Source organism: Lactococcus sp. AK05, assembly GCF_041026685.1.
GTDB lineage: Bacteria > Bacillota > Bacilli > Lactobacillales > Streptococcaceae > Lactococcus > Lactococcus lactis.
The window spans coordinates 215,227-239,034 of sequence record NZ_JBFTEI010000001.1 but is presented as its reverse complement, the minus strand read 5'-3'; the positions used below and the strand labels follow the sequence as shown (position 1 = coordinate 239,034).

General features: G+C 35.6%; 21 protein-coding genes. 5 read left to right on the top strand and 16 right to left on the bottom strand.

Annotated elements, in window-relative coordinates:
• Positions 1 to 12 precede the first annotated feature (12 nt).
• The 9 genes from AB6B24_RS01175 to AB6B24_RS01135 all read right to left on the bottom strand — a co-directional run bounded on the left by AB6B24_RS01175 (position 13) and on the right by AB6B24_RS01135 (position 11,971).
• Positions 13 to 570 carry an SGNH/GDSL hydrolase family protein gene (locus tag AB6B24_RS01175; RefSeq protein WP_311805639.1) on the bottom strand — a complete coding sequence of 186 codons (558 nt, stop codon included), beginning with the start codon at positions 568 to 570 and terminating at the stop codon, positions 13 to 15.
• A 104-nt stretch (positions 571 to 674) separates the two neighbouring features.
• Positions 675 to 3,293 carry an alanine--tRNA ligase gene (gene alaS, locus AB6B24_RS01170; RefSeq protein ID WP_311803132.1) on the bottom strand — a complete coding sequence of 873 codons (2,619 nt, stop codon included), beginning with the start codon at positions 3,291 to 3,293 and terminating at the stop codon, positions 675 to 677.
• A gap of 265 nt (positions 3,294 to 3,558) precedes the next feature.
• Positions 3,559 to 4,485, bottom strand: coding sequence for a peptidyl-prolyl cis-trans isomerase (locus AB6B24_RS01165; RefSeq protein ID WP_010906107.1), 927 nt, complete (start codon positions 4,483 to 4,485; stop codon positions 3,559 to 3,561).
• 153 nt (positions 4,486 to 4,638) lie between these two features.
• On the bottom strand, positions 4,639 to 5,322 hold the full coding sequence (locus AB6B24_RS01160) for an O-methyltransferase (RefSeq protein WP_047206626.1): 684 nt from the start codon (positions 5,320 to 5,322) through the stop codon (positions 4,639 to 4,641).
• A gap of 2 nt (positions 5,323 to 5,324) precedes the next feature.
• The gene (gene pepF, locus AB6B24_RS01155; RefSeq protein WP_311803133.1) at positions 5,325 to 7,130 is read right to left on the bottom strand and encodes an oligoendopeptidase F; all 1,806 of its coding nucleotides are present in this window, start codon (positions 7,128 to 7,130) and stop codon (positions 5,325 to 5,327) included.
• Positions 7,131 to 7,192: 62 nt separating this feature from the next.
• Positions 7,193 to 8,182, bottom strand: a complete 990-nt coding sequence (locus tag AB6B24_RS01150; protein ID WP_311803134.1) for a competence protein CoiA — start codon at positions 8,180 to 8,182, stop codon at positions 7,193 to 7,195.
• A 71-nt stretch (positions 8,183 to 8,253) separates the two neighbouring features.
• Positions 8,254 to 9,339 (bottom strand): YdcF family protein, encoded by a 1,086-nt coding sequence (locus AB6B24_RS01145; RefSeq protein WP_195936257.1) that lies wholly within the window; start codon positions 9,337 to 9,339, stop codon positions 8,254 to 8,256.
• A gap of 152 nt (positions 9,340 to 9,491) precedes the next feature.
• Positions 9,492 to 10,340 (bottom strand): alpha/beta hydrolase, encoded by an 849-nt coding sequence (locus AB6B24_RS01140; RefSeq protein ID WP_195936258.1) that lies wholly within the window; start codon positions 10,338 to 10,340, stop codon positions 9,492 to 9,494.
• A gap of 209 nt (positions 10,341 to 10,549) precedes the next feature.
• Complete coding sequence (locus tag AB6B24_RS01135; RefSeq protein WP_012898314.1) at positions 10,550 to 11,971, bottom strand: NCS2 family permease; 1,422 nt, start codon at positions 11,969 to 11,971, stop codon at positions 10,550 to 10,552.
• A 306-nt stretch (positions 11,972 to 12,277) separates the two neighbouring features.
• Between AB6B24_RS01135 and AB6B24_RS01130 the strand changes: the two genes are divergently transcribed.
• From AB6B24_RS01130 to AB6B24_RS01115, 4 genes are all read left to right on the top strand, one after another.
• On the top strand, positions 12,278 to 13,114 hold the full coding sequence (locus AB6B24_RS01130) for a Cof-type HAD-IIB family hydrolase (protein ID WP_003130402.1): 837 nt from the start codon (positions 12,278 to 12,280) through the stop codon (positions 13,112 to 13,114).
• 180 nt (positions 13,115 to 13,294) lie between these two features.
• Positions 13,295 to 14,065 carry a (Fe-S)-binding protein gene (locus AB6B24_RS01125; protein ID WP_023188577.1) on the top strand — a complete coding sequence of 257 codons (771 nt, stop codon included), beginning with the start codon at positions 13,295 to 13,297 and terminating at the stop codon, positions 14,063 to 14,065.
• 9 nt (positions 14,066 to 14,074) lie between these two features.
• Positions 14,075 to 15,547 carry a LutB/LldF family L-lactate oxidation iron-sulfur protein gene (locus AB6B24_RS01120; protein ID WP_003130400.1) on the top strand — a complete coding sequence of 491 codons (1,473 nt, stop codon included), beginning with the start codon at positions 14,075 to 14,077 and terminating at the stop codon, positions 15,545 to 15,547.
• 2 nt (positions 15,548 to 15,549) lie between these two features.
• Positions 15,550 to 16,233, top strand: a complete 684-nt coding sequence (locus tag AB6B24_RS01115; protein ID WP_311803135.1) for a lactate utilization protein C — start codon at positions 15,550 to 15,552, stop codon at positions 16,231 to 16,233.
• A gap of 74 nt (positions 16,234 to 16,307) precedes the next feature.
• Here AB6B24_RS01115 and AB6B24_RS01110 read toward each other — a convergent pair whose 3' ends face one another.
• From AB6B24_RS01110 to AB6B24_RS01100, 3 genes are all read right to left on the bottom strand, one after another.
• Positions 16,308 to 17,021: a Bax inhibitor-1/YccA family protein gene (locus AB6B24_RS01110; RefSeq protein ID WP_311803136.1), complete on the bottom strand. Its 714-nt coding sequence runs from the start codon at positions 17,019 to 17,021 to the stop codon at positions 16,308 to 16,310.
• Positions 17,022 to 17,132: 111 nt separating this feature from the next.
• On the bottom strand, positions 17,133 to 18,047 hold the full coding sequence (locus AB6B24_RS01105) for a diacylglycerol kinase family protein (protein WP_047206646.1): 915 nt from the start codon (positions 18,045 to 18,047) through the stop codon (positions 17,133 to 17,135).
• 156 nt (positions 18,048 to 18,203) lie between these two features.
• Positions 18,204 to 18,716: an HD domain-containing protein gene (locus tag AB6B24_RS01100; RefSeq protein ID WP_003132795.1), complete on the bottom strand. Its 513-nt coding sequence runs from the start codon at positions 18,714 to 18,716 to the stop codon at positions 18,204 to 18,206.
• Positions 18,717 to 19,048: 332 nt separating this feature from the next.
• Here AB6B24_RS01100 and rpsT point away from each other — a divergent pair, with 332 nt between their 5' ends.
• Entirely contained in the window at positions 19,049 to 19,282 is a 234-nt protein-coding gene (gene rpsT / locus AB6B24_RS01095; protein WP_010906113.1) for a 30S ribosomal protein S20, read from the top strand.
• A 92-nt stretch (positions 19,283 to 19,374) separates the two neighbouring features.
• Here rpsT and AB6B24_RS01090 read toward each other — a convergent pair whose 3' ends face one another.
• From AB6B24_RS01090 to AB6B24_RS01075, 4 genes are read right to left on the bottom strand one after another with little or no spacing between them, the layout of a single operon-like run.
• Positions 19,375 to 21,879 carry an ATP-dependent RecD-like DNA helicase gene (locus AB6B24_RS01090; RefSeq protein ID WP_311803147.1) on the bottom strand — a complete coding sequence of 835 codons (2,505 nt, stop codon included), beginning with the start codon at positions 21,877 to 21,879 and terminating at the stop codon, positions 19,375 to 19,377.
• Positions 21,876 to 22,469 carry a histidine phosphatase family protein gene (locus tag AB6B24_RS01085; protein WP_029344268.1) on the bottom strand — a complete coding sequence of 198 codons (594 nt, stop codon included), beginning with the start codon at positions 22,467 to 22,469 and terminating at the stop codon, positions 21,876 to 21,878. Before AB6B24_RS01085 ends, AB6B24_RS01090 begins: the two co-directional genes overlap by 4 nt.
• Positions 22,470 to 22,471: 2 nt before the next feature.
• Positions 22,472 to 23,311 (bottom strand): prephenate dehydratase, encoded by an 840-nt coding sequence (gene pheA, locus AB6B24_RS01080; RefSeq protein ID WP_311803148.1) that lies wholly within the window; start codon positions 23,309 to 23,311, stop codon positions 22,472 to 22,474.
• A gap of 1 nt (position 23,312) precedes the next feature.
• Entirely contained in the window at positions 23,313 to 23,801 is a 489-nt protein-coding gene (locus tag AB6B24_RS01075) for a shikimate kinase (protein WP_311803149.1), read from the bottom strand.
• Between the last annotated feature and the right edge of the window lie 7 nt (positions 23,802 to 23,808).

Genomic DNA, 23,808 nt, shown 5'->3' with positions numbered 1-23,808 from the left:
ATGAACATTTATTTAAGGATTTTTAATGACAGATAAAATCTCTCTGACCAACAACTCATAAGCCCTTGATGTAAAATGTAAACCATCAGCTCTCAACAAATTTTTAGGATTTTCAGAGCTCTTCATTATCTGAAAAATATCAATCACCTTAAGCGATTTTTCTTTGCCTAAATTTAATATGACTTCTCTAAAAAGTTCAACCTCGGAAAGCTTACTATAATGTGTCGGTTCATCATCATTATAAAAAGGAGGAGTAATTAAAACCGTTCTTTCTACACCCAACTGCGAAATCATTTTTAATAAATTTTCGCGAAATTCTGCCGGTCGAATCAAATGATAAGGTGAAGCATCATTTGCCCCAAAGAAAATAAAATTTAAGTCCGCTTCTTCCTCTAGAACGTATTTTAGACGTAGAAGTCCACCATAAGTATCATCTCCATTAATTCCATGAAGTACCACTTTCAGCTTGGGCTCATTTTTCTCAATTAATCTTGCAATAATATTTGACGCCCCCCCTTCATCCATTCCAAAACCATTGGTAATTGAATCTCCAAAAATTGTAATCTTCATTTTAGGCATCTCTTTCAAGTATTTTCATCATTTTACCATAAAAATTTACTGACTCATATCCAGAAAATAATAAATATCGTAGAAAATCTACGATATTTATCTTCTTAGGCTAATTTTTCAGCAACTGCGGCCAAAAGTTCAGGAATTCCTGCTGCTTTTGAACCACCAGCCATGGCCATATCTGGTTTTCCACCACCACGACCATCAACAAAAGGTGCTAATTCTTTAACTAAATTACCCGCTTTTACATCTGATGACTTAGAAGCCACTAAAAGACTTACTTTTTCACCAATTTTAGCAACTAAAACAAGAACATCTGAAAGTTCTTTTTGTTTCCAAATATCTGCCAAATTACGCAAACCATTAGCGTCAGGAACAGTTACTTCACTGGCGATAAAGTTGAGAGAACCAGCTGTTTGCACATTTTTGAAAATTTCATCTGATTGACTTGCTGCAAGTTTTCCAGCCAAAGCATCATTTTCTTTTTGAGCTGTTTTAAGCTCATCTTGTAAGCTAGTAACTTTTGCTAAAACTTGTGAAGTTTGCGGCGCTTTAACCATTGTTGCTACTTCATTCAAAGTATTTTCAGCATCTTTAAAGGCTTCATAAGCTTTTTGACCTGTTACAGCAATAATCCGGCGAACACCAGAACCAATTCCTTCTTCTTTAACAATCTTGAATAAACCAATTTCAGAAGTTGTTTGTGTATGTGTTCCACCACAAAGTTCGATAGAGTAGTCACCAATTTTTACAACGCGAACGTTTTTCCCATATTTCTCACCAAAGAGGGCCATCGCTCCCATTTCTTTGGCTGTAGCAATATCAGTTTCAACTGTTTCAACTTTTAATGATTGCCAAATTACTTCATTAACTTGACGTTCAATCTCAGCCAATTCTTCTTTAGTCACTTGTGCAAAGTGCGTAAAGTCAAAACGTAAGAATTCAACCTCATTAAGTGAACCAGCTTGTAGTGCATGATTCCCAACAATATTATGCAAAGCAGCATGAAGTAAGTGAGTTGCTGTATGATTTTTCACAACAGCAGCTCGGCGTTCTTTGTCAATCTCTAAAGTATAGCTTTCACCAACTTTAAGTGGTGAAAGAGTTTCAACAGAATGAAGATTTTGGCCATGAGGCGCATGTTGTACATCTAATACATTAGCCACAACTTGACCCTCGGCATCTTTAATTACTCCATGGTCAGCCACTTGACCACCCATTTCAGCATAAAAAGGAGTCACATCAAAAACAAGTTGAGCTTTCCCAGAAACTTCATCAACAATTTCATCGTCTTGAATAGCTACAAGTAATTTTCCTTGAGTAGTCTTATCTTCATAAAGGAATTCTGATTCTACTTCGATAGATGACAATGTTTCATTTTGAGCGCCCATTGAACCACCTTTGACAACAGCAGCACGTGCACGCTCTTGTTGAGCTTTCATGGCTACTTTGAATCCTTCGTGGTCAATTTTGAATCCTTCATCTTCTGCCAATTCTTCTGTCAATTCCACAGGGAAACCATAAGTATCGTAGAGGCGGAAAATATCTGCTCCTTCAAGTCTATCTCTTCCTTCAGCTTTAAGATTTACCAAAAGTTCATCAATCAATTTTTGACCGGCATCAATCGTGCGGTTGAAAGTTTCTTCTTCACGATCAATGATTTGCATGATGAAGTCTTCTTTTTCAAGCACTTCTGGATAATAGGATTGCATGATTTTCCCAACAGTCGGAACGAGTGAAGCCAAGAATTTCCCTTGAATTCCCAATTTTTTACCATGCATAACCGCGCGACGAAGTAAGCGACGTAAAACATAACCACGTCCTTCATTTCCTGGCAAAGCACCATCACCGATAGCAAATGAGAGTGAGCGAATATGATCAGCAATCACTTTGAAACTCATATTTTCGCTGTCTGGACTATATGTTTTTCCAGATAGTTTTTCAATTTCACGAATGATTGGTAAGAATAAGTCTGTATCAAAGTTTGTTTTTCCGCCTTGAATAATGCAAACCATTCGTTCAAGTCCCATTCCCGTATCAATATTTTTTTGTGGCAATTCAGGATATTCTGAACGAGGGATTGATGGATCGGCATTAAATTGTGAAAGAACAATGTTCCAGATTTCAATATAACGGTCATTTTCAATGTCTTCCGCCAACAATTTTAAGCCCACATGTTCTGGATCATAAACTTCTCCACGGTCAAAGAAAATTTCTGTATCTGGACCAGAAGGACCAGCACCAATTTCCCAGAAGTTATCTTCAATTGGCACAAGATGTGTTGGGTCTACCCCAACCTCAACCCAACGTTTATAAGTATCCTTATCAGCTGGGTAATAAGTGATGTAAAGTTTTTCTGCTGGGAATTCAAACCACTCAGAACTTGTCAATAATTCCCAAGCAAAAGCAATCGCTTCTTTACGGAAATAATCACCAATTGAAAAGTTACCGAGCATTTCAAACATAGTATGATGACGTGCTGTTTTACCAACATTCTCAATATCATTTGTCCGGATAGCCTTTTGAGCATTAGTCAATCTAGGATTTTCCGGCACTACTGAACCATCAAAATATTTTTTTAGCGTTGCCACTCCTGAATTTATCCAAAGTAAAGTTGGGTCATTTACAGGAACAAGACTTTGAGAAGGTTCAACAGTGTGACCCTTTGATTTGAAAAAGTCGAGGAACATTTGGCGAACTTCTGCGGAAGTCATGGTTTTCATTATTTTCTCCTTTTATATAAAGTTTAAAGTCTAACAATAAACTTATTTCATATACTTTGTTAAAATTTTCACAATAAAACAATAAAATTCTACCGTAAACAAAGGGGCGTATACAGTTATACCGCGGTACCACCCTTATTCACGATAGAATTTCTATCATCTTAGTTCGGTTGTTAAAGCAGTTATCGCTGCTATAAGCACTTTTTTTAACTTGCTCATTCTCACCATTTAGAGCTCTCTTTAAAGTTAATTTCTATTATCTAAATTATTTAGATGATGAAGAACTTGATGTTTGTGTAAATTGTGAGAAGAGTGATGCAAATGCAGATTCTTTCACAGTTACGTTATTCTTTTTGAGGTATTTAGCAATAACTCCACTTACAAATGTTGTATCTTGTTCTTTTTCAGTTTTAATGACATTTTGAAGTTCTTTTTTGTACTTGTTCATGTCAGTTCCTTTTTCAGATGTTTTTACCATTTCGACAATATAGTAAGAAGTAGCACCTGTTGATGAACTTGTAGATTCAATTACATCTGAAAACTCGCCATTTTTCAATTTGAAAGCAGCTGTTTGAACTTCTGTTGGAACACTTGTTGACGTTGAATTAAATGTTACTTTGCTTTCAGCATTTGTTTTTTCAAAGCTTGCTTTACCAGCATCATCTTTTTTAGCGGCATCCAACGCTTTTGTTGCTGCATCTTTTGATGTTTCAGAAACAACATAAGCTGTTACATCTGGATGGTAAGATTCCCAAGCTTTTTTAAGATTAGCATCTGTATATTGAGTTTCTTTGATTTCATGGTCAATCGCTGCTTGTTCAAGCATTTGTGTACGCATGTATGGTGTGAAACTTGCTTCAGTCAAGCCTTGTTGTTGCAAAGCAGATGAAAATTGGCTACCATATTGGTCTTTGATTGACTTAACTTTTTTGCTAACATCTTTATCAGTTACTTCTTTTCCAAAGTCTTTAGTAAAAATTTTGTCAAAAGTTAAATTTTGAAGTAATGTATTTGTCGGTTGTGATGGAAATTGTTTGGCTTCCTTGTATAAATCAGAAACGCGAATGGTATCACCTTTCATTGTGATGATATCCTTGCTTGCTGAATCGCTACTTGAGCAACCAGATAAGGTTACCAATGCGGCTCCGGCAAAGACAGTAGTCATAACTAATCCGAGTTTTTTGAATTTCAAGATATTCTCCTTCGCATGATTCGATGTTTGTATTTAATATATACCACAACACCCTTTTATTTTTAACTTGTTGCAATTATATCATAAAAAATTAAATAAAGCTTTAAATACACCAAAAAATGAATCAGCGAATTGACAACCTAAAAGTTTAATTTATGATTTCTTTATCATCAATAAGCCATCTCCAAGCGGAAGAATACTTGTTAAATATTTAGGGTTATCTAAGACTTCATCAAAAAGCTTGCGTAATCCACGCTCTAGCGCCCGCTGATTTCTTTTGATTTCCATAATTGGGGTCAATATTTCTCCACCTTGAAAAATATCATCCATTAAAATCACTCCGTTTTCAGACAGTAAATCTAGAGCAATTGGTAGGAATTCGATATATTTTGATTTAGCTGAGTCCATAAAGATTACATCAAATGGGGCTGATAACTCTCTCAAAACCTCTGCAGCATCGCCCTCTTTAAGAATAATTTGTTTTCGGTGGTCATACTTGTCCAGATTTTTTTTGGCTAACTCAATCATTTCAGGATTACGGTCAATTGTTACAATCTCCGCATTTGGAACCTCTTGAGCCATTACGAGAGCTGAAAAGCCAATTGCTGTTCCGATTTCGAGAATTCTTTTTGGTTGCAACAAGCTCAACAGCATTTGAAAATAAATAACTGTCTCATGTGGGATAACTGGAATATTATTTTCTTTAGCAAATTTCAGTACTTCTGCAAGTTCTCCGGTTATTTGTGTTTGACTTGAACGCATCCATTCTACTAACTCTGCTTTGACAACTGGTCGATTCATCATGGGGTTGCTTGTACGTTTATATGTTTCAACCATTTTTAAAGATGGACTCCTTTTTCAACTAATTTTTCTAATTCACTCAATCGATTTTCAAAAAGCTCAAAGGCGGCATCTAAATAATCGGTAGATTCCATATCAACTCCAGCTTTAGCAATTACTTCTAAAGGATAAGCTGAAGAACCTGCCTTCAAATATTCAAGATATTTTTGACGATCCTCAGTTGAACCATGAACAACTTTTTCAGCTAAGAAAGTGGCCGCAGCAAAACCTGTTGCGTATTGAAAAACATAGAAATTATAATAAAAATGCGGAATTCTAGCCCATTCATACTGAATTTCTGGATTTTCTTTAGCTGCTAAACTATAGTATTTTTCATTTATTTCGCCATAAAGTGAGTTTAAGTATTCACTTGTTAAAACTTCACCGGCAGCATCTGCTTCATGAATTTTTTGTTCAAATTCGGCAAATTGACTCTGACGGAAAACAGTACCACGGAAACTATCAAGCCAGTGATTCAAAAGGGCGAAGCGCTCCTTATCATCTTTACTTTCCTTTAATAAAGTTTCAGTTAAAATATTTTCATTTGTAGTTGAAGCAATCTCAGCTAAAAAGATTGGATAATCCCCATAAACATAAGGTTGATTTTCACGCGTGAAAGCACTATGCATTGAGTGCCCCATTTCATGAACTAAAGTAAAAAGATCATCTAATGTTTCTTGCCAATTGAGAAGCATAAAAGCATTGGTATCATAAGATCCACCTGAATAAGCACCCGAACGTTTTCCGATATTTTCTTTGACATCAATCCATCTTTGTTCAAAAGCTGCTTTAACTTTTTCTTTGTATTCTTTACCAAATATCGCTAAAACTTCCTCTGCTTTTTTCACTCCATCTTCATAGTTAAATTTATAATCTAAATTAGATAATGGAGTATAGATATCATACATCTTGAAATCAGAAAGTCCTAAAATTTTCTTGCGTAGTTCAATATAGCGATGTAAAAGTGGCAAATGTTGATGAATGGCCTCCATCAAAACATCATAAACTTTTTCTGGAACAAAATTATTTGCCAGAGCAGCTTGACGGGCTGAATCATAAGAGCGGATTTGGGCATTAAGATTATGGACTTTTACATTGGTCTGCAAGGTTTTTGCATAAGTATGCTGATATTGTTCATAATTACTATAAAGTGCTTTGTAGGCTGCTTTTCGTACTTCCCTATTCTTACTTTCCATTAAAGAAGAGTAATTCCCATGTGTGAGTTGGACCATCTCATCAGATTCATTTTTGACCATAGGTAACTTAATATCTGCATTATCAAAAATTTCAAAAGTTTCTGAAGAACTTTCAAAAATTTCACCAGCCGCAGCCAATAACTTTTCCTCTTTTTGACTAAGAATATGCGCTTTTTTAGCAAAAAGGCGCTCAAACATATGGTCATAGTTTTTTAATTTTTGAAGTTCCCCTAACCATTTATTATAAACATCTTTTGAAATTTTCAAAAATTCAGGTTCATAGAAGGCATAGACCTCTCCGAATTTCACATAAAGGGCTGTTGCTTTTGACTGATACTCCTGATACTTAGCCTCTCTGGTATCTTGGTCATTTTTCATTGAAGCATAAACATATAGTTTTTCAACTTGTTGAGAAATGGATAGCATTTTTTCGGTAATTGTCAGAAGACTTTCAGCTGAATCAAGTAAATGACCAGGATCTGTCTCTTCAACGAGTGAAAGTTCGCTTTTTATTCTAGTTAGCTCTGCTTCCCATTCTTTATCTGTTTTATAAATTGTTGTCAAATCCCAAGTTAATTTTTCAGGAATTTCATTTCTATTCTTAGCCATGAAGATCACTCCTTTTTACTCAAAATAATTTTTATTCACATTAAAAACTTATTAGCAGAATTTCATTCATTCATATCCTTCTTCTGCTTTTTCATTATAGCATAGAAACGGGGAGGATAGACTGCCTTAAAGCTATTTTGCTGAAAATTTATTAAAAAGTTTTCATAATAGAGATTAATATTCTGCTTAATTTGAGTAAATTTATGTAAAGGGATTTCATCATCAAAAACTTCAAGTAAGTTCAATCCCAAAGGAGCAATAAATGAACGTTCAAAAGTCAAATTCAACAAACTTTCACCTCTTTGGTAATATTTTTCCTGAAGTTTCAACCATTTTGGTGAACAATAATAAAGTTGCCGACGAATAAATTCTGCTAGTTTAAGATCAACAATAAGTGGTATTGTCAGTAACTTTTGTGATAAAAAAGGCAGTCGTAATTGCTCAATAAGTCGTCCTTGACCAAAAGGGATTTCTTCTTGTAAATAAATAATTTTCCCACGCAAATCTTCATGAATCAGTGACTTCAATCTCAGCTTCTGAGTTTTAAAATCTAATTCCCAATAATAGAAACCTCTATTTTCTGAAAAATAGACTAAATTTTTTTGAAGTTCTGTTATTTGGTCTTTTAACCATAAATCCTGCCCCATAAGCCAAAGCACTGTAAAACCGTGTACTTGATAATTTTCTGTCCGTTCTTTTAAACGTTTCATAGAAAGATGAGAACATTGAATTTCAATAGCTATTTTATCATTTACCAATAAATCTGGCCTCTGTTTAAGTTCAGGAAGGTAAGCTTCAATTTCCACCTTATCAGTTTTCTTAAACCATTGATAGAGTTCTTTTTTTAATCCTAAATGTTGTTCAGATTCATTTTCAAGCCATAAGTCGCAAGCATTGAGAGATTTATGAGCAAAGTGGGGCATCTTTATTTCACCATTTTTTATAAATAACTCTGATTTACAAGAAGGGCAAAAATATTTTCCTGTCAGTTCTTTTACTTCTATTTCTAATAAGTTTACTATTTTTTTATTTTCGTCAATTGCTGTCAGCATACTTTTTTATACGAAAAAAATAACTGTTTGTAACCAAAAAAGCTACTGACAAAAATATCAGTAACTTTTTACTATCTATGATTCCAAAAATAACCAACCTGAAAAAAAATAGCGACAATAATGAAGAGTCCAACGATGAGTCCTACCCACTTCATATGTTTTCTTTTTTCATAATTCAGGACAGCAATAAATTCACGAATAAAAGCTGGAACCCGGTAATACATAGCAGTCTTTCCACCTCTCCCACCTTGGGCATCAATTTTTAGAGTTGCTGCAAAAAGAGCCGCTCGAAAAACATGGTAATCAGAAGTGAAGAAAATAAATTTTTCCTTAATCAATTGAGAAGAAAAAACTAAATTTTCATATGTTGTTCTTGACTGGTCTTCAAGCATTGTTCGCTCAATCGGAAATCCAAGAACTTCAACCGCATACCGTTGCATAGCTCTAGCTTCAGAAACTTTTTCATCAGGACCTTGTCCCCCCGAAAAAACTAAAATTGTTTCATTATCGCGGACAGCTTTGACCGCTGCCAAAATTCGATTTCCTAATAATTTACCCACATGTTCTCCCTGGATTAATCCGGCACCCAGCACAACATGATAAGCTGCTCTTTGTTTTCTAACCCGTCGTCCATATACCCAACTAGATAGAAAGAAAATTCCAAATTGCCATGCAAGATAAATTGAAAGGACCGGATAAACCATTCCAAGTATTTTTAACCAAATCCAACTATCAGGTAATTTACCCATTGAAAGATGAATCCAGTCAACTACTAAAAAGGTCAATACAACAATGGGCAACAAAAGATTTCCGATTGATTTTGATTCCCTGCGCCACATTTTTATTGTCAATACAACAATACTTATCGGTACAATAATCCCAATGGTCATCGGTAAAATCAAAAAAATCAAAGCTGCTTCTGCAATGAGAAGTAACATGAGCACCTTCTGATGTAAGTCAGTTAGTGCTAAACCTGAACCAATAATTCCATTAATAGTCACCCACAAAAAAAGTAAAGCAAAAAATGATAAACGCCCTAATCGTAAAGTTCTTAAATCTTTCAGTTTTCTGATTTTCCACCAAAAAATCAAGGTCAACCCTGCAAAAAATATTGTCAGAACTGTTCCAAAAATAAATATTACATTTTTCAAATCCATAATTTTATTATACCGTTACTTAAAGCCAACTGTCAATACATCAGACTCTATGACTTAAATGAGGTATTTGCTGACTACCTGAGATTTTCTAGTAAATATTTTATAAAAAAATTGTCCCCAAATAGGGACAATTTAGCATTTTTAAATCAAGCTTATTCATAAAAGAAGGTTTTGACATAGCCTATTGCCTTTTGATTACCTGGCATTGCAGTATGGTTAGTGTTCGGTCCTTCAATTAGATAATGAGTAACAGAATTTCCATTTTTTATCAACAAAGGATAAATTGAGAAACCGTCAGCCCAAGGAACTGTACCATCAGTTTCTTTCTTGGTATCATAAGCTCCTTCTAGTAAAACAACTTGGATATTTTTATCCACACGTTCATAATTTTGCAACCAAAAATCATAGTATTTTGTTTTTATTTTTGGTCCATCAGCAAGAACTTGTGCCAGCGTTTGGTCAGGTTGTGCTGTACAAGCATTGTACTGACCATCAAGAGAAACAAATTTTTTAATTGGCGGAAGGCTCCGGTCATAACCATGGTCAATTAAATAATGATAAACACCACCGCCACCAGCTGAGTAACCCAAAACATTGGCATAAGCAACATTATAATGCTTACCCAGATAAGACATGATAGCCATTAATGATTCTTCATATTTATTGGAATTATTAGTTCCTTTGACCATTCCGACCTCAATTGTCGGATAGGAATTACGTCTGTCAATTGTTCCAGTCACTTTAAGCGAATAATTATGCTCTGTATCAACGACAATTGTCAGCCCTTTTTTAGCACGGGTGTCTTTGTCTGCAGTAATGCTATTAATCATTGTATCCATCGTTGACGCATAGCCACTTGAGCCAGTAATATAAATCGTCGGATAAATAGGACGGTCTTTTGCTGCTACAAGTGGGTGTGGTGGAAGAATAGAATGACCAATGAATATACCGATAAAAAAGACTGCAATAAAACTCACGATAAGAGAAATAATTTTTTTCATGATTAGATTTTACCACAATTTATTAAATATTCGTAATTTATTACTTTTATTTTGAATATCCTATTTGTCTTTTCTTTCCTTTTGAATTTTATCAGATTCTAATAAATAGTAAGTTTGTTTTATTTGAAAGAATGATTACACTTCTAGCATTGTAATCCAGAAATTCTAAAAATAAAACTCATCAAAAATTTTTGATGAGTTTTCAGTGTTTATAGCACTGCCAAAACAGCGAAGTTAATCAAGAATAAAAGTGCAACAACCCAAATGACAGGTTTTACTTCTTTCACTTTTCCTGTGAACAGTTTGACCAGAATGTAAGTGATGAAACCAGCTGCAATCCCATAAGAGATTGAGTAAGCAAGTCCCATAAATACTGAGGCAAAGAAAGCAGGAATTGCTTCAGTCAAATCACCCCATTTAATTTCTTTAAATGAACCAAGCATCATCATCCCAACAATAATCAAGATTGGTGCTGTTGCTTGTGTTGGAACAATTGCAAGAAGTGGTAAGAATAAACTTGAGATAGCAAACATAATTGCCGTTACAACAGATGCAAGACCAGTACGTCCTCCTGCACCAATTCCGGCAGCAGATTCCACATAAACAGTTGTATTTGATGTTCCGAAAATTGCTCCGATTGGAGTGGCAATCATGTCAGCAAACAAGGCTTTATCCATTTTAGAAGAGAAACCATGACTTGTTTCCATATCTTTCAAATCTTCATCTGTAAAGATTCCTGTTGCGCGGCCTGTTCCGATAAAGGTACCAATTGGGTCAAAGATAGATGTCAATGAGAAAGCAAGGACTGTCATCAAAACTTCAATGTAACGTGATGAGTCTGAGAATAAAGAACCAAAACCTTTTGGACCAAAAGCAGCACCAAAGGTTGTTCCCATTTGATTGATGGCTGTTCCTAAGTTGTTTTCAGCAAATAAAGTATTCACATCAACTTTAACTACACCAGTCAAAAGAGCTAAGATAGTTGTTACTAAGATTGAAAGTAAAATTCCTGCACGCCATTTACGAATAACAAAGAACATTGTCACTACAATCCCAACAAGTGCGACTAATACACCTGGGTTATTAAAAGTTACAAGTTCTGGAACAATTGATGAATTTGCTGTAATAGTTCCATGGTTGTTCACATAAGTTCCTGGGTCAGCGATAAAACGCAAAATTCCTGCATTTTTAATCCCAATATAGGCAATGAAAATACCGATACCACCACCAATTGCGTGTTGTAAACTTTCTGGAATTCCAAGAATGATTGCTTTACGAATGGAAGTAAAAGTAATAATAATATTGATAATCCCACAAATGAAGACCATTGCCAAAGCTTCTTGCCAAGTATAACCAAGCGATAATACAACAGTGTAAGCAAAGAATGCATTTAGGCCCATTCCAGGTGCCAAAGCGTAGGGAACATTAGCGATTAAGGCAATTGCAAGTGTCCCAACAATAGAGGCCAAAATAGTTGCTAAGAAAACTGCTTGGACAGGCATTCCTGTTGTACCCAAAACTTGTGGGTTAACAAAGAGGATATAACTCATAGCAAAGAATGTAGTCAAACCAGCCATTATTTCACGGCCAACTGTTGTGCCGTTTTCTTCAAGTTTAAAGAACTTGTTCACGAATAATTTCTCCTTTTAGGGTCTGTGATTAAAATTTCAACCCTTTGATAAAAAGTTGTCTTTGCTTTTTAAGCAAACACGTCATAAAATAAAAAACATTATATTATTATTCTAATCAGTTTTAGTTAAGGAAACAAGAAATTTAGCATAAAAACTACTCTAAATCCGTTGATTGTTCGGCAATGACGAACAAGTTTTTCAAAAAGTAATTTCTTGTTCGTAGAACATGGTGGAGTTCCGCTCCTGCTTCTAACTATGATATAATGAATGAATTGACAAATAAATTTTAGAATAAGGGGAGTTTGAATGGAGAACTACAAAGAACGTAAACTGATTGCAATTGATTTAGATGGTACTACTTTGCAGTCTGATGGACGTTCAATCAGCCGTTATACCAAATATATTTTTAAACAGGTAGAATCACTCGGACATATTATCTGTATCACAACCGGACGCCCTTTTAGAATGTCTTTAGATGTCTATCGCGAGCTTGAGTTGACAAGTCCAGTCATTAATTTTAATGGGGCTTTGATTTCAATGCCTAATGATAAAAACTGGGAACATACAAAATCTTATTATATTGATCGTTCCTTCATTTTTGACCTTTTGAGGCACCAACAAAACTTTAATCTCCATTTCTTTGCCGTTGAATATCGTCGAAAGTTCTTTCTAAACACTTTCCGTAATGTCGAGCCCAAGCTCTTTGGTGTAGAAAAATTTCAACCCTATAATCGACTTCGTGCAGACCGAGTTACTGAAAATCCTCATGCAGTACTCCTTTCCACTCGTCAAAAAGATAAATTAGCATTGGCAGAGGAAATGAAACGTCATTATAATGGCAAGATAGATGTCGGCGTTTGGGGTGGACCGAACGGCATATTAGAAGTTGTTCCTAAAGGAATTTCCAAAGCATCTGGTCTTAATCATCTACTTAAAGTTCTTGATATTCCTTTAGAGAATCTTATTGCTTTTGGAGATGAACATAATGATATTGAGATGTTTAAATTAGCTCCCAATGCTTATGCTATGAAAAATGCCTCTGCTAGACTCACTCCTTATGCCAGTGAAATTCTTCCTTGGACAAATGATGAAGATGGTGTTGCTAGACAGCTTGAAAAACTTTTTTTAACCCCGAATAAATAAATACCAATCGATGATTGGTATTTTTATTTTTACAAAATAATTTTTAAACGACAGTCTGTCAAATTCTTTTGACAACTCCTTTTTTTGAAAATGTAAATAAATCGGCTTATAATGAAAGAGCATACATCTCTAGGAGATGTCTAGTTTTTAACAAAGATTTCAAAATACTAAGGAGTGCTTATGAAAGTTTCAATATTCTCCACTTGTGTGATGGACCTGATGTTTCCACAAGTTGGAATTGCCATGGTTGAAGTCCTTGAACGTTTGGGGATTGAAACAGATTTGCCAGAAGAACAAATTTGTTGTGGACAACCTACTTATAATTCAGGATTAGTTAAAGAATCCATGCCAACAATCAAAAATCAGATTGATGCTTTTGAATCTTCTGATTATGTCGTTGGGATTGCTGGTTCTTGCTCAGGGATGTTTACAGAATATCCCCATATGTTCGACGAAGGTGACCCATATAAGCAAAAAGCAATTGATTTAGCGAATAAATCCTATGAATTCACCCAATTTCTTTATCGGGTTTTAGGCCTTGAAGATCTTGGTGCCACATTTAATGGCGAAAAAGCAACTTATCACCGTTCTTGCCACATGACTAGAATTCTAGGTGAACGAGAAGCTCCATTCATTTTATTGGATAAAGTCAAAGGGCTTGAAGTTCTTCCTCTTCCTCATTTGGAAAATTGTTGTGGCTTTGGCGGAACTTTTTCAGTTAAATCTCCTGAGATTTCAGAGATGATGGTCACTGAAAAAACAAACGATATTCTATCAACTGGTGCTGAAATCTTAATTTCTGCTGACTTAGGCTGCTTGATGAATATTGGTGGAAAATTGAATCGCGAAGGTAAAAAAATAAGAGTGATGCATATTGCTGAAATTTTAAACACAAATGTCGATTTAGAAAGAATAGATGCTGTGAAAAACCCAGCATTTATCAAAGCATAGGGGGAGAAAATGGGACTTTCTACAAGTACAAAAACGTTCGCTGAACGTTTAGAAGAGAGTAAAAAAGACCAGTTTGCTAAAGCTGCGGTAGCCAAAGCGCAGGATGCCCAATGGGAGAAAAGAGAATCTGCGCGTGATGAGCTTGGAAATTGGCAAGAATGGCGTGATATTGCTGAATCCATTCGCCAACATACTTTAAAATATTTACCCCATTATCTGACAGAGTTTTCAGATAATGTTGCGGCTCGTGGCGGTCATGTCTTCTTTGCGGCTGATGCTAAAGAAGCCAATGATTATGTTAAACGGATTGTTCTTGAAAAAAACGCGAAAAAGATTGTCAAATCAAAATCAATGGTGACCACGGAAGTTGACATTGACCCAATGCTCGTTTCGCTTTCTGATGATATGGATATTTTGGAAACAGACTTGGCTGAATTTATTTTGCAAGTGGCTGATTGGGATGAGCCTTCACATATTGTTTTTCCAGCCTTACACAAAAATCGTGATCAAATTCGTGAAATATTTGCTAAAAAATTAGGCTATGAGGGGGATAATAATCCGGTTAATTTGGCTCGCTGTGCTAGGGATACCATGCGTAAGCTTTTCTTAAAATCTGAAGTCGGAATTACCGGTTGTAACTTTGCCATTGCCAACACTGGTGACATTAATTTATCGACCAATGAAGGAAATGCTGATTTAACAATTTCAATTCCTAAGACACAAATTGTTCTGATGGGAATGGAACGAATTGTTCCATCAATCAAAGAAGCTGAAATTTTAGATAATATGCTTGCTCGTTCGGCCGTTGGTCAAAAACTGACAACTTATGTCACTTTTGCCGGTCAGCAGGCCGACGACGAATCCGATGGTCCTGAGGATTTTCATGTTGTCATTGTTGATAATGGACGCTCAAATGCGATTGGAACTGCTTTTGAAGCTGTTTTACAATGTATTCGTTGTGGTGCTTGTCTGAATGTTTGCCCAGTTTATCGTCAAATTGGTGGACATGCTTATGGTTCGATTTATCCTGGACCAATCGGTTCGGTTCTCTCTCCCGTTTTAGGAGGTTATGAACAATATGGTGATTTACCTTATGCTTCAACTTTATGTGGCGCATGTACTGAAACTTGTCCGGTAAAAATTCCTTTGCATGAACTTTTAATTGAACATCGCAAAGTGATGGAAGATGATCTTTCAATGCATCATGATGGCTCTTTTGTCAATTTTGAAATGAATACGATTGGGAAAGGAACAAGTAGCCCAGCACTATTTGGGATGGCAATAAATATGGCTCACACTGGTCTTAATATGTTACCCAAAGCTAAGGAAGTCAGCGTTGAGGGTTCTTTATTTAACTATGGCGCCGTTAGAAAAGCTCCTGCTCTAGCTAAAGGTTGGACAGATGTCCGAGATTTGCCAATTGCTCCCCCACATAAAGAACAATTTCGTCAGTGGTATAAAAAACATAAGGCAGGTAAATAAACATGACAGGAACTATTGAAAATCGAAGTAAATTTTTAGAAACGTTATTTGAAAAACGTGGAGGTGTAGAACTTCCATTTGAACCTTATGTTCCAATTTCAGATTTGCCTGAGACACATTTGGCTCATTTAACTACTGAGGAATTATTGGATATTGCCAAGGAGCAAGCCAGTCGAGTTTCTGCTAATTTAATTGAAACCTCTTCTTTTGAAATGAATGAAGTGATTCGCCAATTAATTGAAAAATCTGGTGGCGGACAAGTCATGATTCCTTCAACAGATGAATTTGAAAAATTAGGAGTGAATGTTATTTCAGACCAATTGGTGAAGTGGAAAATTGGTAAAGAAAATCGTGATGAAAATATTAATGCCGCTCAAAATTCTAATGTCGTCGTGGCTGTTCCTAAATTTTTCCTCGCTGAATCAGCAACGATTGTAGTCGAATCAGAAGCTGGCCAAGGGCGATCTTTACACTTCTTACCCACTCATTATATTTCTCTAATTCCGCTAAGTCGTATGGTTCCTCGTTCTACCCAGGCTGCGGCTTGGTTTGATGAACATAAGAAGCCTGGGTCAACCCTTCATTTTATTTCTGGCCCCTCAAATTCTGGTGATATTGAAATGCAACTTGTGGTTGGACTTCATGGTCCTTTGGAAATTAATTATGTGATTGTCAAAGATTTATGAAAGGAAAAAACTCTGCTGACAGCAGAGTTTTTATTATTATTTTTACTGACAGATGTGTTGTCAGTAATTTTTGCTTAATCGCGATTTCCACCAGCGATACCGAAGATACGGAGCAGGAAGAGGAATAAGTTTAAGAAGTCTAAGTAAAGTGACAAAGCCATTGAGATTGCCCAACCGTCATTTACTTGACCGTTATTTGCATTATAGACATTAACGATTTTTTGATTATCCCAAGCAATCAAGCCAGAGAAAATCACAACACCAGCAATACTTGTAAGGAACATCAAGCCTGTGCTTGCAAAGAACCAGTTGAGAAGTGTTGCCACAATCAAGCCCCAAACAGCAACACCCATTACTTTACCCATTGCAGAGAGATTGCGTTTTGTCACTCGACCATAAATTGACAATCCTAAGAACATCGCTGCTGCTGTAACAAAGGCAAGAGTAATATTAGTTGCCGTATACATAATCAATGTAAAGCTAAGCAAGAATCCAAAGAATGCTGCAAATCCAATAAAGAGCGGTAACGCTGCCGGAGAATTTTTGAGTGCTGCTCGTTGCATTGGAAATACTAAGAACAATGGAACCAACCATAAGAGTAAGAATCCAAAGCCTCCTCTGTCTAGCATTGCTACCATATTATCTGCGAAAAATGTAATCATTATCCAAGAAACAACTGCAGAAATCAATACTCCTGCTCCCATCAACGCATAAATTTTACTGAAGAATGCATTCAATCCATCGCTTCTTTGGTCAAAGATAACATTATTATCATTCATATTTTTCATTATATTTGGCCTCCCTTTTTAATTTAATTCTAAGACTATTTTACCAAAAATTGGTCTTTTTGTCATCAGTCTTAGGTCTGATTTTTATTTCTATTATTTACTGACAGCCTTTTATTCACTTTTAGGAACAAGGGTTGTCAGTGCTTTTCGATAAACTTTGATGTCTAATGGAAGTGGATCACTCTTATCCCCATCAATTCTTGAATATGGATTATCTTTCTTTTTATTTGAATGTGTGAGAATCTCTAAATGGTCAGTATCAAAATGAGTTATTTCAAGAAAATCATCAAATTTTCCTCGACGAAGTTTGTTCAAATGAAAAAGGATATTAAATAAATTGATTTCTTTTAATGAATAAACACGGATAAGTCCGTCATCAACTTTAGCTTTGGGGGCCAAAGCTTGCATTCCACCAATTGTATCTGTCATTGTAATCAATAATAGTTTCGTTCTTAATGACTTGGTTTTACCATTATATTTTACTTTAATTCGATAGGTTTTATTATAGCGAATAACTTTATAAGCATCTTTTAGATAAGCTAAAGGTCCAAATTTTTTCTTCTCAGAGCCGCTGACATTTTGGGCAATATCTGCTAAAATCCCTAATGTTAAACTTGATGTCATATAATCATTATTGACTTTGGCAATATCAAATTTTTGAATTTCGCCTTGACTTAAATTATTAAGTGCTTCTTCTAATTTTTGCGGAATATGAAGTGATTTTGATAAATTATTAACTGTACCATTAGGAACAATGCCTAGAATCGGTTTTGCTCCTCCTTCAAATACTCCTCCGCAAATTTTATTAATGGTTCCATCGCCACCTAAAGCAACCACGAGGTCCGTTTGGTCTTGACTAGCTTTTTTAGCAAGTCGGATTGCATCCTCTGGGCTTTCTGGATTGATAAATTCAAGTTTAGAGGCTGAATTTTCTGGTCTTGCAAAAAAGTCCTTAATTGTTTTCAAAACTTTGTCTTCATCATTATTACCAGATTTTTCATTATAAAATACTTTTACATTTTTCATAAAATACCTCCTTATTTTAGTGCAACGGAATCTATTGCTTACATATTAATTTTATCATATTATGAAAAATCTCTGACAAGACTTGCTTTATTTTACTGACAGACTTATTTCTAAATAAAAAAACCTATCAATGGATAGGTTTTATTTTTTACTTTTTTAATCAATACTGAAATAAGGTAAACGTTTAAAATGCTTACGGCGATTCCATTTGTACTTGAGGTTAACTGACCCTTCAAGGGTAGCTACATATTTATCAACAGCAGTAACAATCCAACTTTCTTTATAGCGTGGCGGATTGATTGTCGCACCGAACATATGTTTGATGATTATGTCTTTTTCAAGAGCTGACAAGGTTGTCAGTTTGCGCGCATTACGGTAGGCGATATGAGGATGCACATAGGCATGGCTCTTTGCAAATTTTGTATTGCGCCAATCATAATAGAAAAGGTCATGCAAAAGTCCAGCTCTAGCTGTAGCTTTAGCATTGAGGCCACGTTTTTTCGCAATGAGATAGCTGACATAACTTACTCTTAAGCAATGTTGCAAGCGTGTTGAAGTATAGTGATGTGTAATCCCATCAAGCTTTTTAAGCTCATCCATTTCTAATAGATGACCGACATAACTCATATATTCTGCGTCGTTAAACCACGGCTTTTCTTCTAAATTCATGACTTGATTATAACACGATAATTCTCTTTGTCAATACGATTTACTTAGTTTTTAGATTAAATTTTTCTTTTTAAATGCTTAGAAATTTATTTTTAATGCTTGTAAAATTTTGAAAATTTGCTATTTTACTTGATTTCCATTTTTATTTATTTATTATTTTAGTAAAAAATATTTTTTCTATTTTTTCTAAAAAAGTAAGGCCGATAGTTTACAAAAACTCAAATTTCCTGTATAATTGATAGGTATTAGAAAAATCTTGGAGGGTGTAGTGTGCCCACCTGGGACATCACATCAACCGCTTTTCTATGAAAAGTAATAAAAGGAGACAAAAAATGGCAAACATTAAATCTGCAATCAAACGTGCTGAATTGAATAAAGTAGCAAACGAACGCAACGCACAACAAAAATCTGCAATGCGCACTCTTATCAAAAAATTTGAAGCTGCACCTACTGAAGAACTTTACAGAGCTGCTTCTTCATCAATTGATAAAGCTGCTTCAAAAGGCCTTATCCATGCTAACAAAGCATCACGTGATAAAGCACGTCTTGCTGCTAAACTTGGCTAATTAAAAATGTCTGTCTCTTTGGCAGATTTTTTTATATCAAAAAGTACTGATAGAAACAAAAAAATACTGACAGCAATTTCTGTCAGTATTTTTTATTTATTAAAGATTGCAAAGTCTTGTTGAGTTAAACCAATTAAAGGGTCAAAATTTCCTGACAAAATAAGTGCTTCTGTCAAGCTTCCCTTATCCAGTGTTTCAATTTCTTCATCTTCAAATAAAGAAATTTCTTCTACTTGTGCTGGCATTTTTTTACTGACAGAACGATTTTGCCCTTGTAATTCTACTGGCGCTGCAGGCTTCTTCTCTTTGTCAGATCTTTCTTTTTTGTCAGTAACTTTTTTACTCACAATTTCTACTGACAGATTTTTAGCCGCTGGATTTTCTCCCATAAATCGCTCAATCAGATAGGTCTTTCGATTCGCTCCTTCACGCGCCACCGCTTGTGCAAAAGCTCGTTCTTCACCAAGTAAAATCAGACTTTGTTTAGCCCTTGTAATTGCCGTATAAAGCAAATTTCGCTCTAACATCCGTGAATACGAAGAAACCATCGGCACAATAACTGTGCAAAACTCCGAACCTTGAGATTTATGAATGGACATAGCATAAGCCAGAGTAATTTTATACCACTCCGCTCTTGGATAAGTCAATTCTTGACCATCAAAATCCATCACCAACTCATCTTGTTTACTGTCAGTATATTTTGCTGCAATCAATTCTACGATTTGTCCCAAATCCCCGTTAAATACATTGGCCTCAGCATCATTTACTAAATGAAGAACTTTATCTCCTTCACGAAATTTCATATCACCCAAAGCAAATTCAAGTCGGTCATTAAGCGGATTAAAGAGATTTTGCAACAGAACATTCATTGCATTAATTCCGGCCATTCCTTTATACATAGGCGCTAAGATTTGTAATTCAAAAGGATTATTCCCTCTTTTTTGCCATGCACTTGCGATTTGTTCAACCATCTGAGGAACAAAATTAGCACTGACCTCAAAATAAGAACGGTCAGGCTTTTTCGCCGTGAAATCACTTGGCAATTGCCCATCTTTGATGTGGTGAGCTAAATCAGTAATGGTAGAATCATCCCCTTGACGAAATATCTTATCCAATTTTACTGACGGAATTTCTGGAATTTTTAGTAAATCCGCAAAAATTTGTCCTGGCCCCACAGAAGGAAGCTGGTCAGCATCTCCAACAAGGAGAACTTTCATTGAACCAGGAATCGCTTGAAAAAGTTTATTAGCTAACCAAGTATCAACCATAGAAAATTCGTCAACAATCAAAAGAGCACCAGACAATTCATTTCCAAGAGCATCTTCTGCTTCATCTTGTCCCAAACCCAAATGGCGGTGAATCGTCGCTGCTGGAAGACCAGTCAACTCATTCATCCGTCTTGAAGCTCGACCAGTCGGTGCTGCCAGTAATATAGGAAAGACGTCATCATTATAATGGTCTGGGTCCAAATCTAGCTGATGAAGACGGGCATACGTTTCAATAAAACCATTGATAATTGTTGTTTTACCAGTTCCTGGTCCACCAGTCAAAATGAAAAATTGCTGATTCATTGCACCAATAATGGCTTGCTTTTGCAAATCATCATAAGTAATTTCTAAATCTTTTTCAACTTCAGCCAAAACTGTCAGTAACTTTTCATCAGCAAAATCTTTACCAGAACGATTAGTTAATGCTGTCAGTGATTTCCGAATCCCGTCCTCAGCGAAGTACAAGGAATTCTCAAATATTTTTGTTCCTTCTTGTTGCACTTTTCCATCAACAATTAAACCATTAATTTCCTCCGCAACAGCAGACGGATTAACCTCAACATTACGAGCTTCTTCAAGTAAATCTATCGTCATCTCAAGTAAATTTTTGGCTTCAATGTAAGTATCACCTGTTGATTGCGAATGCGTATTGACCTCATGCATCAATGCCGCTCGAAATCGATTAGGGCTATCTGCTTCAATTCCTAAACTACTTGCAATCTTATCAGCTGTTTTAAAACCAACTCCCTTAACATCTTCCACAAGCTGATAAGGATTTTCCTCAATTTTTTCAATCGTTTCTTCTTTATAAAGTTCATAAATTTGAAAAGTGATTTTGCTTGGTAAGCCGTATTCTGCAAGCTTGGTCAGCACTTTTTCCATTCCATGGTTCTCACGTAATCGTTTGATAAATGAATTTTTTCTAGCTAGGGTCAATAGGCCATCCAATTTTTCCGGCGCTTCTAAAATTGAATCTACCGTATTTTCAGGAAAAGTTTCAACAATTTTTTCTGCCGTTTTCTTACCAATTCCAGGAAATTTATCTGAAGAAAAATATTTAACTAAACCAGCACCAGAAGTCGGCACTGCTTTTTCATATTGACTGACCTGTAATTGTTCCCCATACTTAGGATGCTGCGTCAATTGACCATAAAATGTATAAGAATCTCCTTCAACCACATCTCCAATTGTCCCGTTAACCACAATTTCAAAATCATCATATTCAGCATTAGTTTCATCAATTTCAATGAGTAGAACTTTATAAAAATTACTGGGATTGGAGAAAAATATTGCCTCAATCGAACCAGTAAAATAAGTTTTTTCAATCATAGCTGTTTATCCCAAATTTTTAAGTCAAAATGGCCAGCATTTGATTCTAAAACAGTGACCGTATTATTGGCTAAACCACCAACTGAACGTAATTCAGCAATTGGAAAGCCAGCTAAATGGCGCATTCCAGCCGTTCCAGAAGCCCCGTGACCAACTAAAAGTACATTGTCCATTTTAGAATTCAACAAATCCTGAGCCAAAGAATCAAAGCGATTCAAGACAGAACTCACAGATTCAGCTCCAAAAGCACTTCCATCAAATTGATCTAACTCAAAGCGTGAATCATGCATTTCTTTAGGATATTTAGCAATTGCATCACTAATGAACCAACCCTCTAATTCCCCGAAATTCCATTCTGACAATCGTTTGTCAGTACTCACACTTTGATTTGTCAGTAAATCTGCCGTAATCAAAGCTCTTTTTTGTGGACTCGACAAAACTTTGTCAAATTCAATTGGTTCTAAAAACTTATGAACTCGTTCAATCGCTTCATAGGATTCTGGTAATAAAGGTGAATCTCCTTTTTGTCCTTGCAAACGTCGCGCCAAGTTCCACTCCGTCTTACCATGTCGTACAAAATAAATTCTCACCTTTACACCTCTCCCAATGAATAGACTGCATAATTTCCTAATAAACGAACCTTTACTCCCAAACCTGATAATTCTTCAAGAGCATAAGGAATTTTTAAATTATTTTTTTCATTATTTACTAAATCAATATTAAAAAAGTACTGACCTAGCCTTGTTCTTAAAGGACGTGATTCAATTTTTGTCATATCAATATCACGCCAAGCAAAAACAGAAATCGCTTTATGAAGCGCTCCTGGCAGATTATCAGGTAGAGTCAAAGCCAAACTCACCTTCTCACCTGTTTTTAGTAAATCAAATGATTTTTTCTCTTTTCCCAATAACCAAAACCGAGTAGAATTTCCTGCTAAATCCTGAATATTTTTGGCAACGATCTCTAAATCATACATTTTAGCCGCGTAAGAATTAGCAACAGCTGCAATTGGCAAATCTGGATGATTTTTCACAAATTCAGCTGCTGCTGAAGTAGAATCAGTAATTTCAACCTTTGCCTGTGGATAATGCTCTCGTAAATAATTCCGTGTTTGTGCAAGCGCTTGAGGGTGGGAATAAATATGTTCAATTTTCCCCTCTTTTGAAAGAGCCAGCAAATTTTGTGAAATTGGCAAAACAAATTCAGCCACAACTGTCGCCTTAGAATCATGAAAAATTTTATCAATACTCATATTCACAGTTCCTTCAGTCGAATTTTCAATAGGAACAAGAGCAAAATCACATTTCCCTTCATCATAAGCTTCGATAACATCCAGAATACTATCATAAGCAAATAATTCTTCTGATATAAATGCTGTCTCAGCCACCACCGAACAAAAAGAGCCACGAGGTCCTAAATACGCAATTTTCATCTTAATTTATCCCCCATTTTTCACGAATCTCTTCTACAATTTGCTCAGGACTTTTGTCAGTAACATCAATCGTTAAATCGGCCACTTTTGCATAGTCATTTTTTCTTTTTTCAAATAAAAGTTGAGCGGCCTTTTTATCCTGCGCTAGAGGACGAACATTCTGCAAATCCATCGAAATTCGTTCCCAAAGCGTTTCAAAATCAGCGGTCAAAAAGACAACTCCAGTTTCTCTATCAAGAGCCTCTAAATTCTTTGGATTTTCAATTATTCCACCGCCCGTTGCAATAATTATATTCTTTTGAAGCGCAAGCTCAAAAACCTCATTTTCAATTTTACGAAAATCAGCTTCCCCAAATAATTCAAAAAATTCAGCAATTGGCATCTCAATTTCTTCTTCAATTAATCGATCCAAATCAGTAAAATTTTCTGTTAAAAGTTTTGCTACTGTGGACTTTCCCGCACCCATAAATCCAATTAAAATGATACTCATTTTTTAC

What these genes read in the sequence shown, in the direction of transcription:
- AB6B24_RS01140 (WP_195936258.1), bottom strand. Translation starts at nt 10,340, where the DNA reads ATGAAAAAAATTATTTCTCTTATCGTGAGTTTTATTGCAGTCTTTTTT.
- AB6B24_RS01150 (WP_311803134.1), bottom strand. Translation starts at nt 8,182, where the DNA reads ATGCTGACAGCAATTGACGAAAATAAAAAAATAGTAAACTTATTAGAA.
- AB6B24_RS01090 (WP_311803147.1), bottom strand. Translation starts at nt 21,879, where the DNA reads ATGATTGAAAAAACTTATTTTACTGGTTCGATTGAGGCAATATTTTTC.
- AB6B24_RS01160 (WP_047206626.1), bottom strand. Translation starts at nt 5,322, where the DNA reads ATGGTTGAAACATATAAACGTACAAGCAACCCCATGATGAATCGACCA.
- AB6B24_RS01110 (WP_311803136.1), bottom strand. Translation starts at nt 17,021, where the DNA reads ATGAAAAATATGAATGATAATAATGTTATCTTTGACCAAAGAAGCGAT.
- AB6B24_RS01075 (WP_311803149.1), bottom strand. Translation starts at nt 23,801, where the DNA reads ATGAGTATCATTTTAATTGGATTTATGGGTGCGGGAAAGTCCACAGTA.
- pheA (WP_311803148.1), bottom strand. Translation starts at nt 23,311, where the DNA reads ATGAAAATTGCGTATTTAGGACCTCGTGGCTCTTTTTGTTCGGTGGTG.
- AB6B24_RS01120 (WP_003130400.1), top strand. Translation starts at nt 14,075, where the DNA reads ATGGGACTTTCTACAAGTACAAAAACGTTCGCTGAACGTTTAGAAGAG.
- rpsT (WP_010906113.1), top strand. Translation starts at nt 19,049, where the DNA reads ATGGCAAACATTAAATCTGCAATCAAACGTGCTGAATTGAATAAAGTA.
- AB6B24_RS01100 (WP_003132795.1), bottom strand. Translation starts at nt 18,716, where the DNA reads ATGAATTTAGAAGAAAAGCCGTGGTTTAACGACGCAGAATATATGAGT.
- pepF (WP_311803133.1), bottom strand. Translation starts at nt 7,130, where the DNA reads ATGGCTAAGAATAGAAATGAAATTCCTGAAAAATTAACTTGGGATTTG.
- alaS (WP_311803132.1), bottom strand. Translation starts at nt 3,293, where the DNA reads ATGAAAACCATGACTTCCGCAGAAGTTCGCCAAATGTTCCTCGACTTT.
- AB6B24_RS01125 (WP_023188577.1), top strand. Translation starts at nt 13,295, where the DNA reads ATGAAAGTTTCAATATTCTCCACTTGTGTGATGGACCTGATGTTTCCA.
- AB6B24_RS01115 (WP_311803135.1), top strand. Translation starts at nt 15,550, where the DNA reads ATGACAGGAACTATTGAAAATCGAAGTAAATTTTTAGAAACGTTATTT.
- AB6B24_RS01175 (WP_311805639.1), bottom strand. Translation starts at nt 570, where the DNA reads ATGAAGATTACAATTTTTGGAGATTCAATTACCAATGGTTTTGGAATG.
- AB6B24_RS01145 (WP_195936257.1), bottom strand. Translation starts at nt 9,339, where the DNA reads ATGGATTTGAAAAATGTAATATTTATTTTTGGAACAGTTCTGACAATA.
- AB6B24_RS01130 (WP_003130402.1), top strand. Translation starts at nt 12,278, where the DNA reads ATGGAGAACTACAAAGAACGTAAACTGATTGCAATTGATTTAGATGGT.
- AB6B24_RS01105 (WP_047206646.1), bottom strand. Translation starts at nt 18,047, where the DNA reads ATGAAAAATGTAAAAGTATTTTATAATGAAAAATCTGGTAATAATGAT.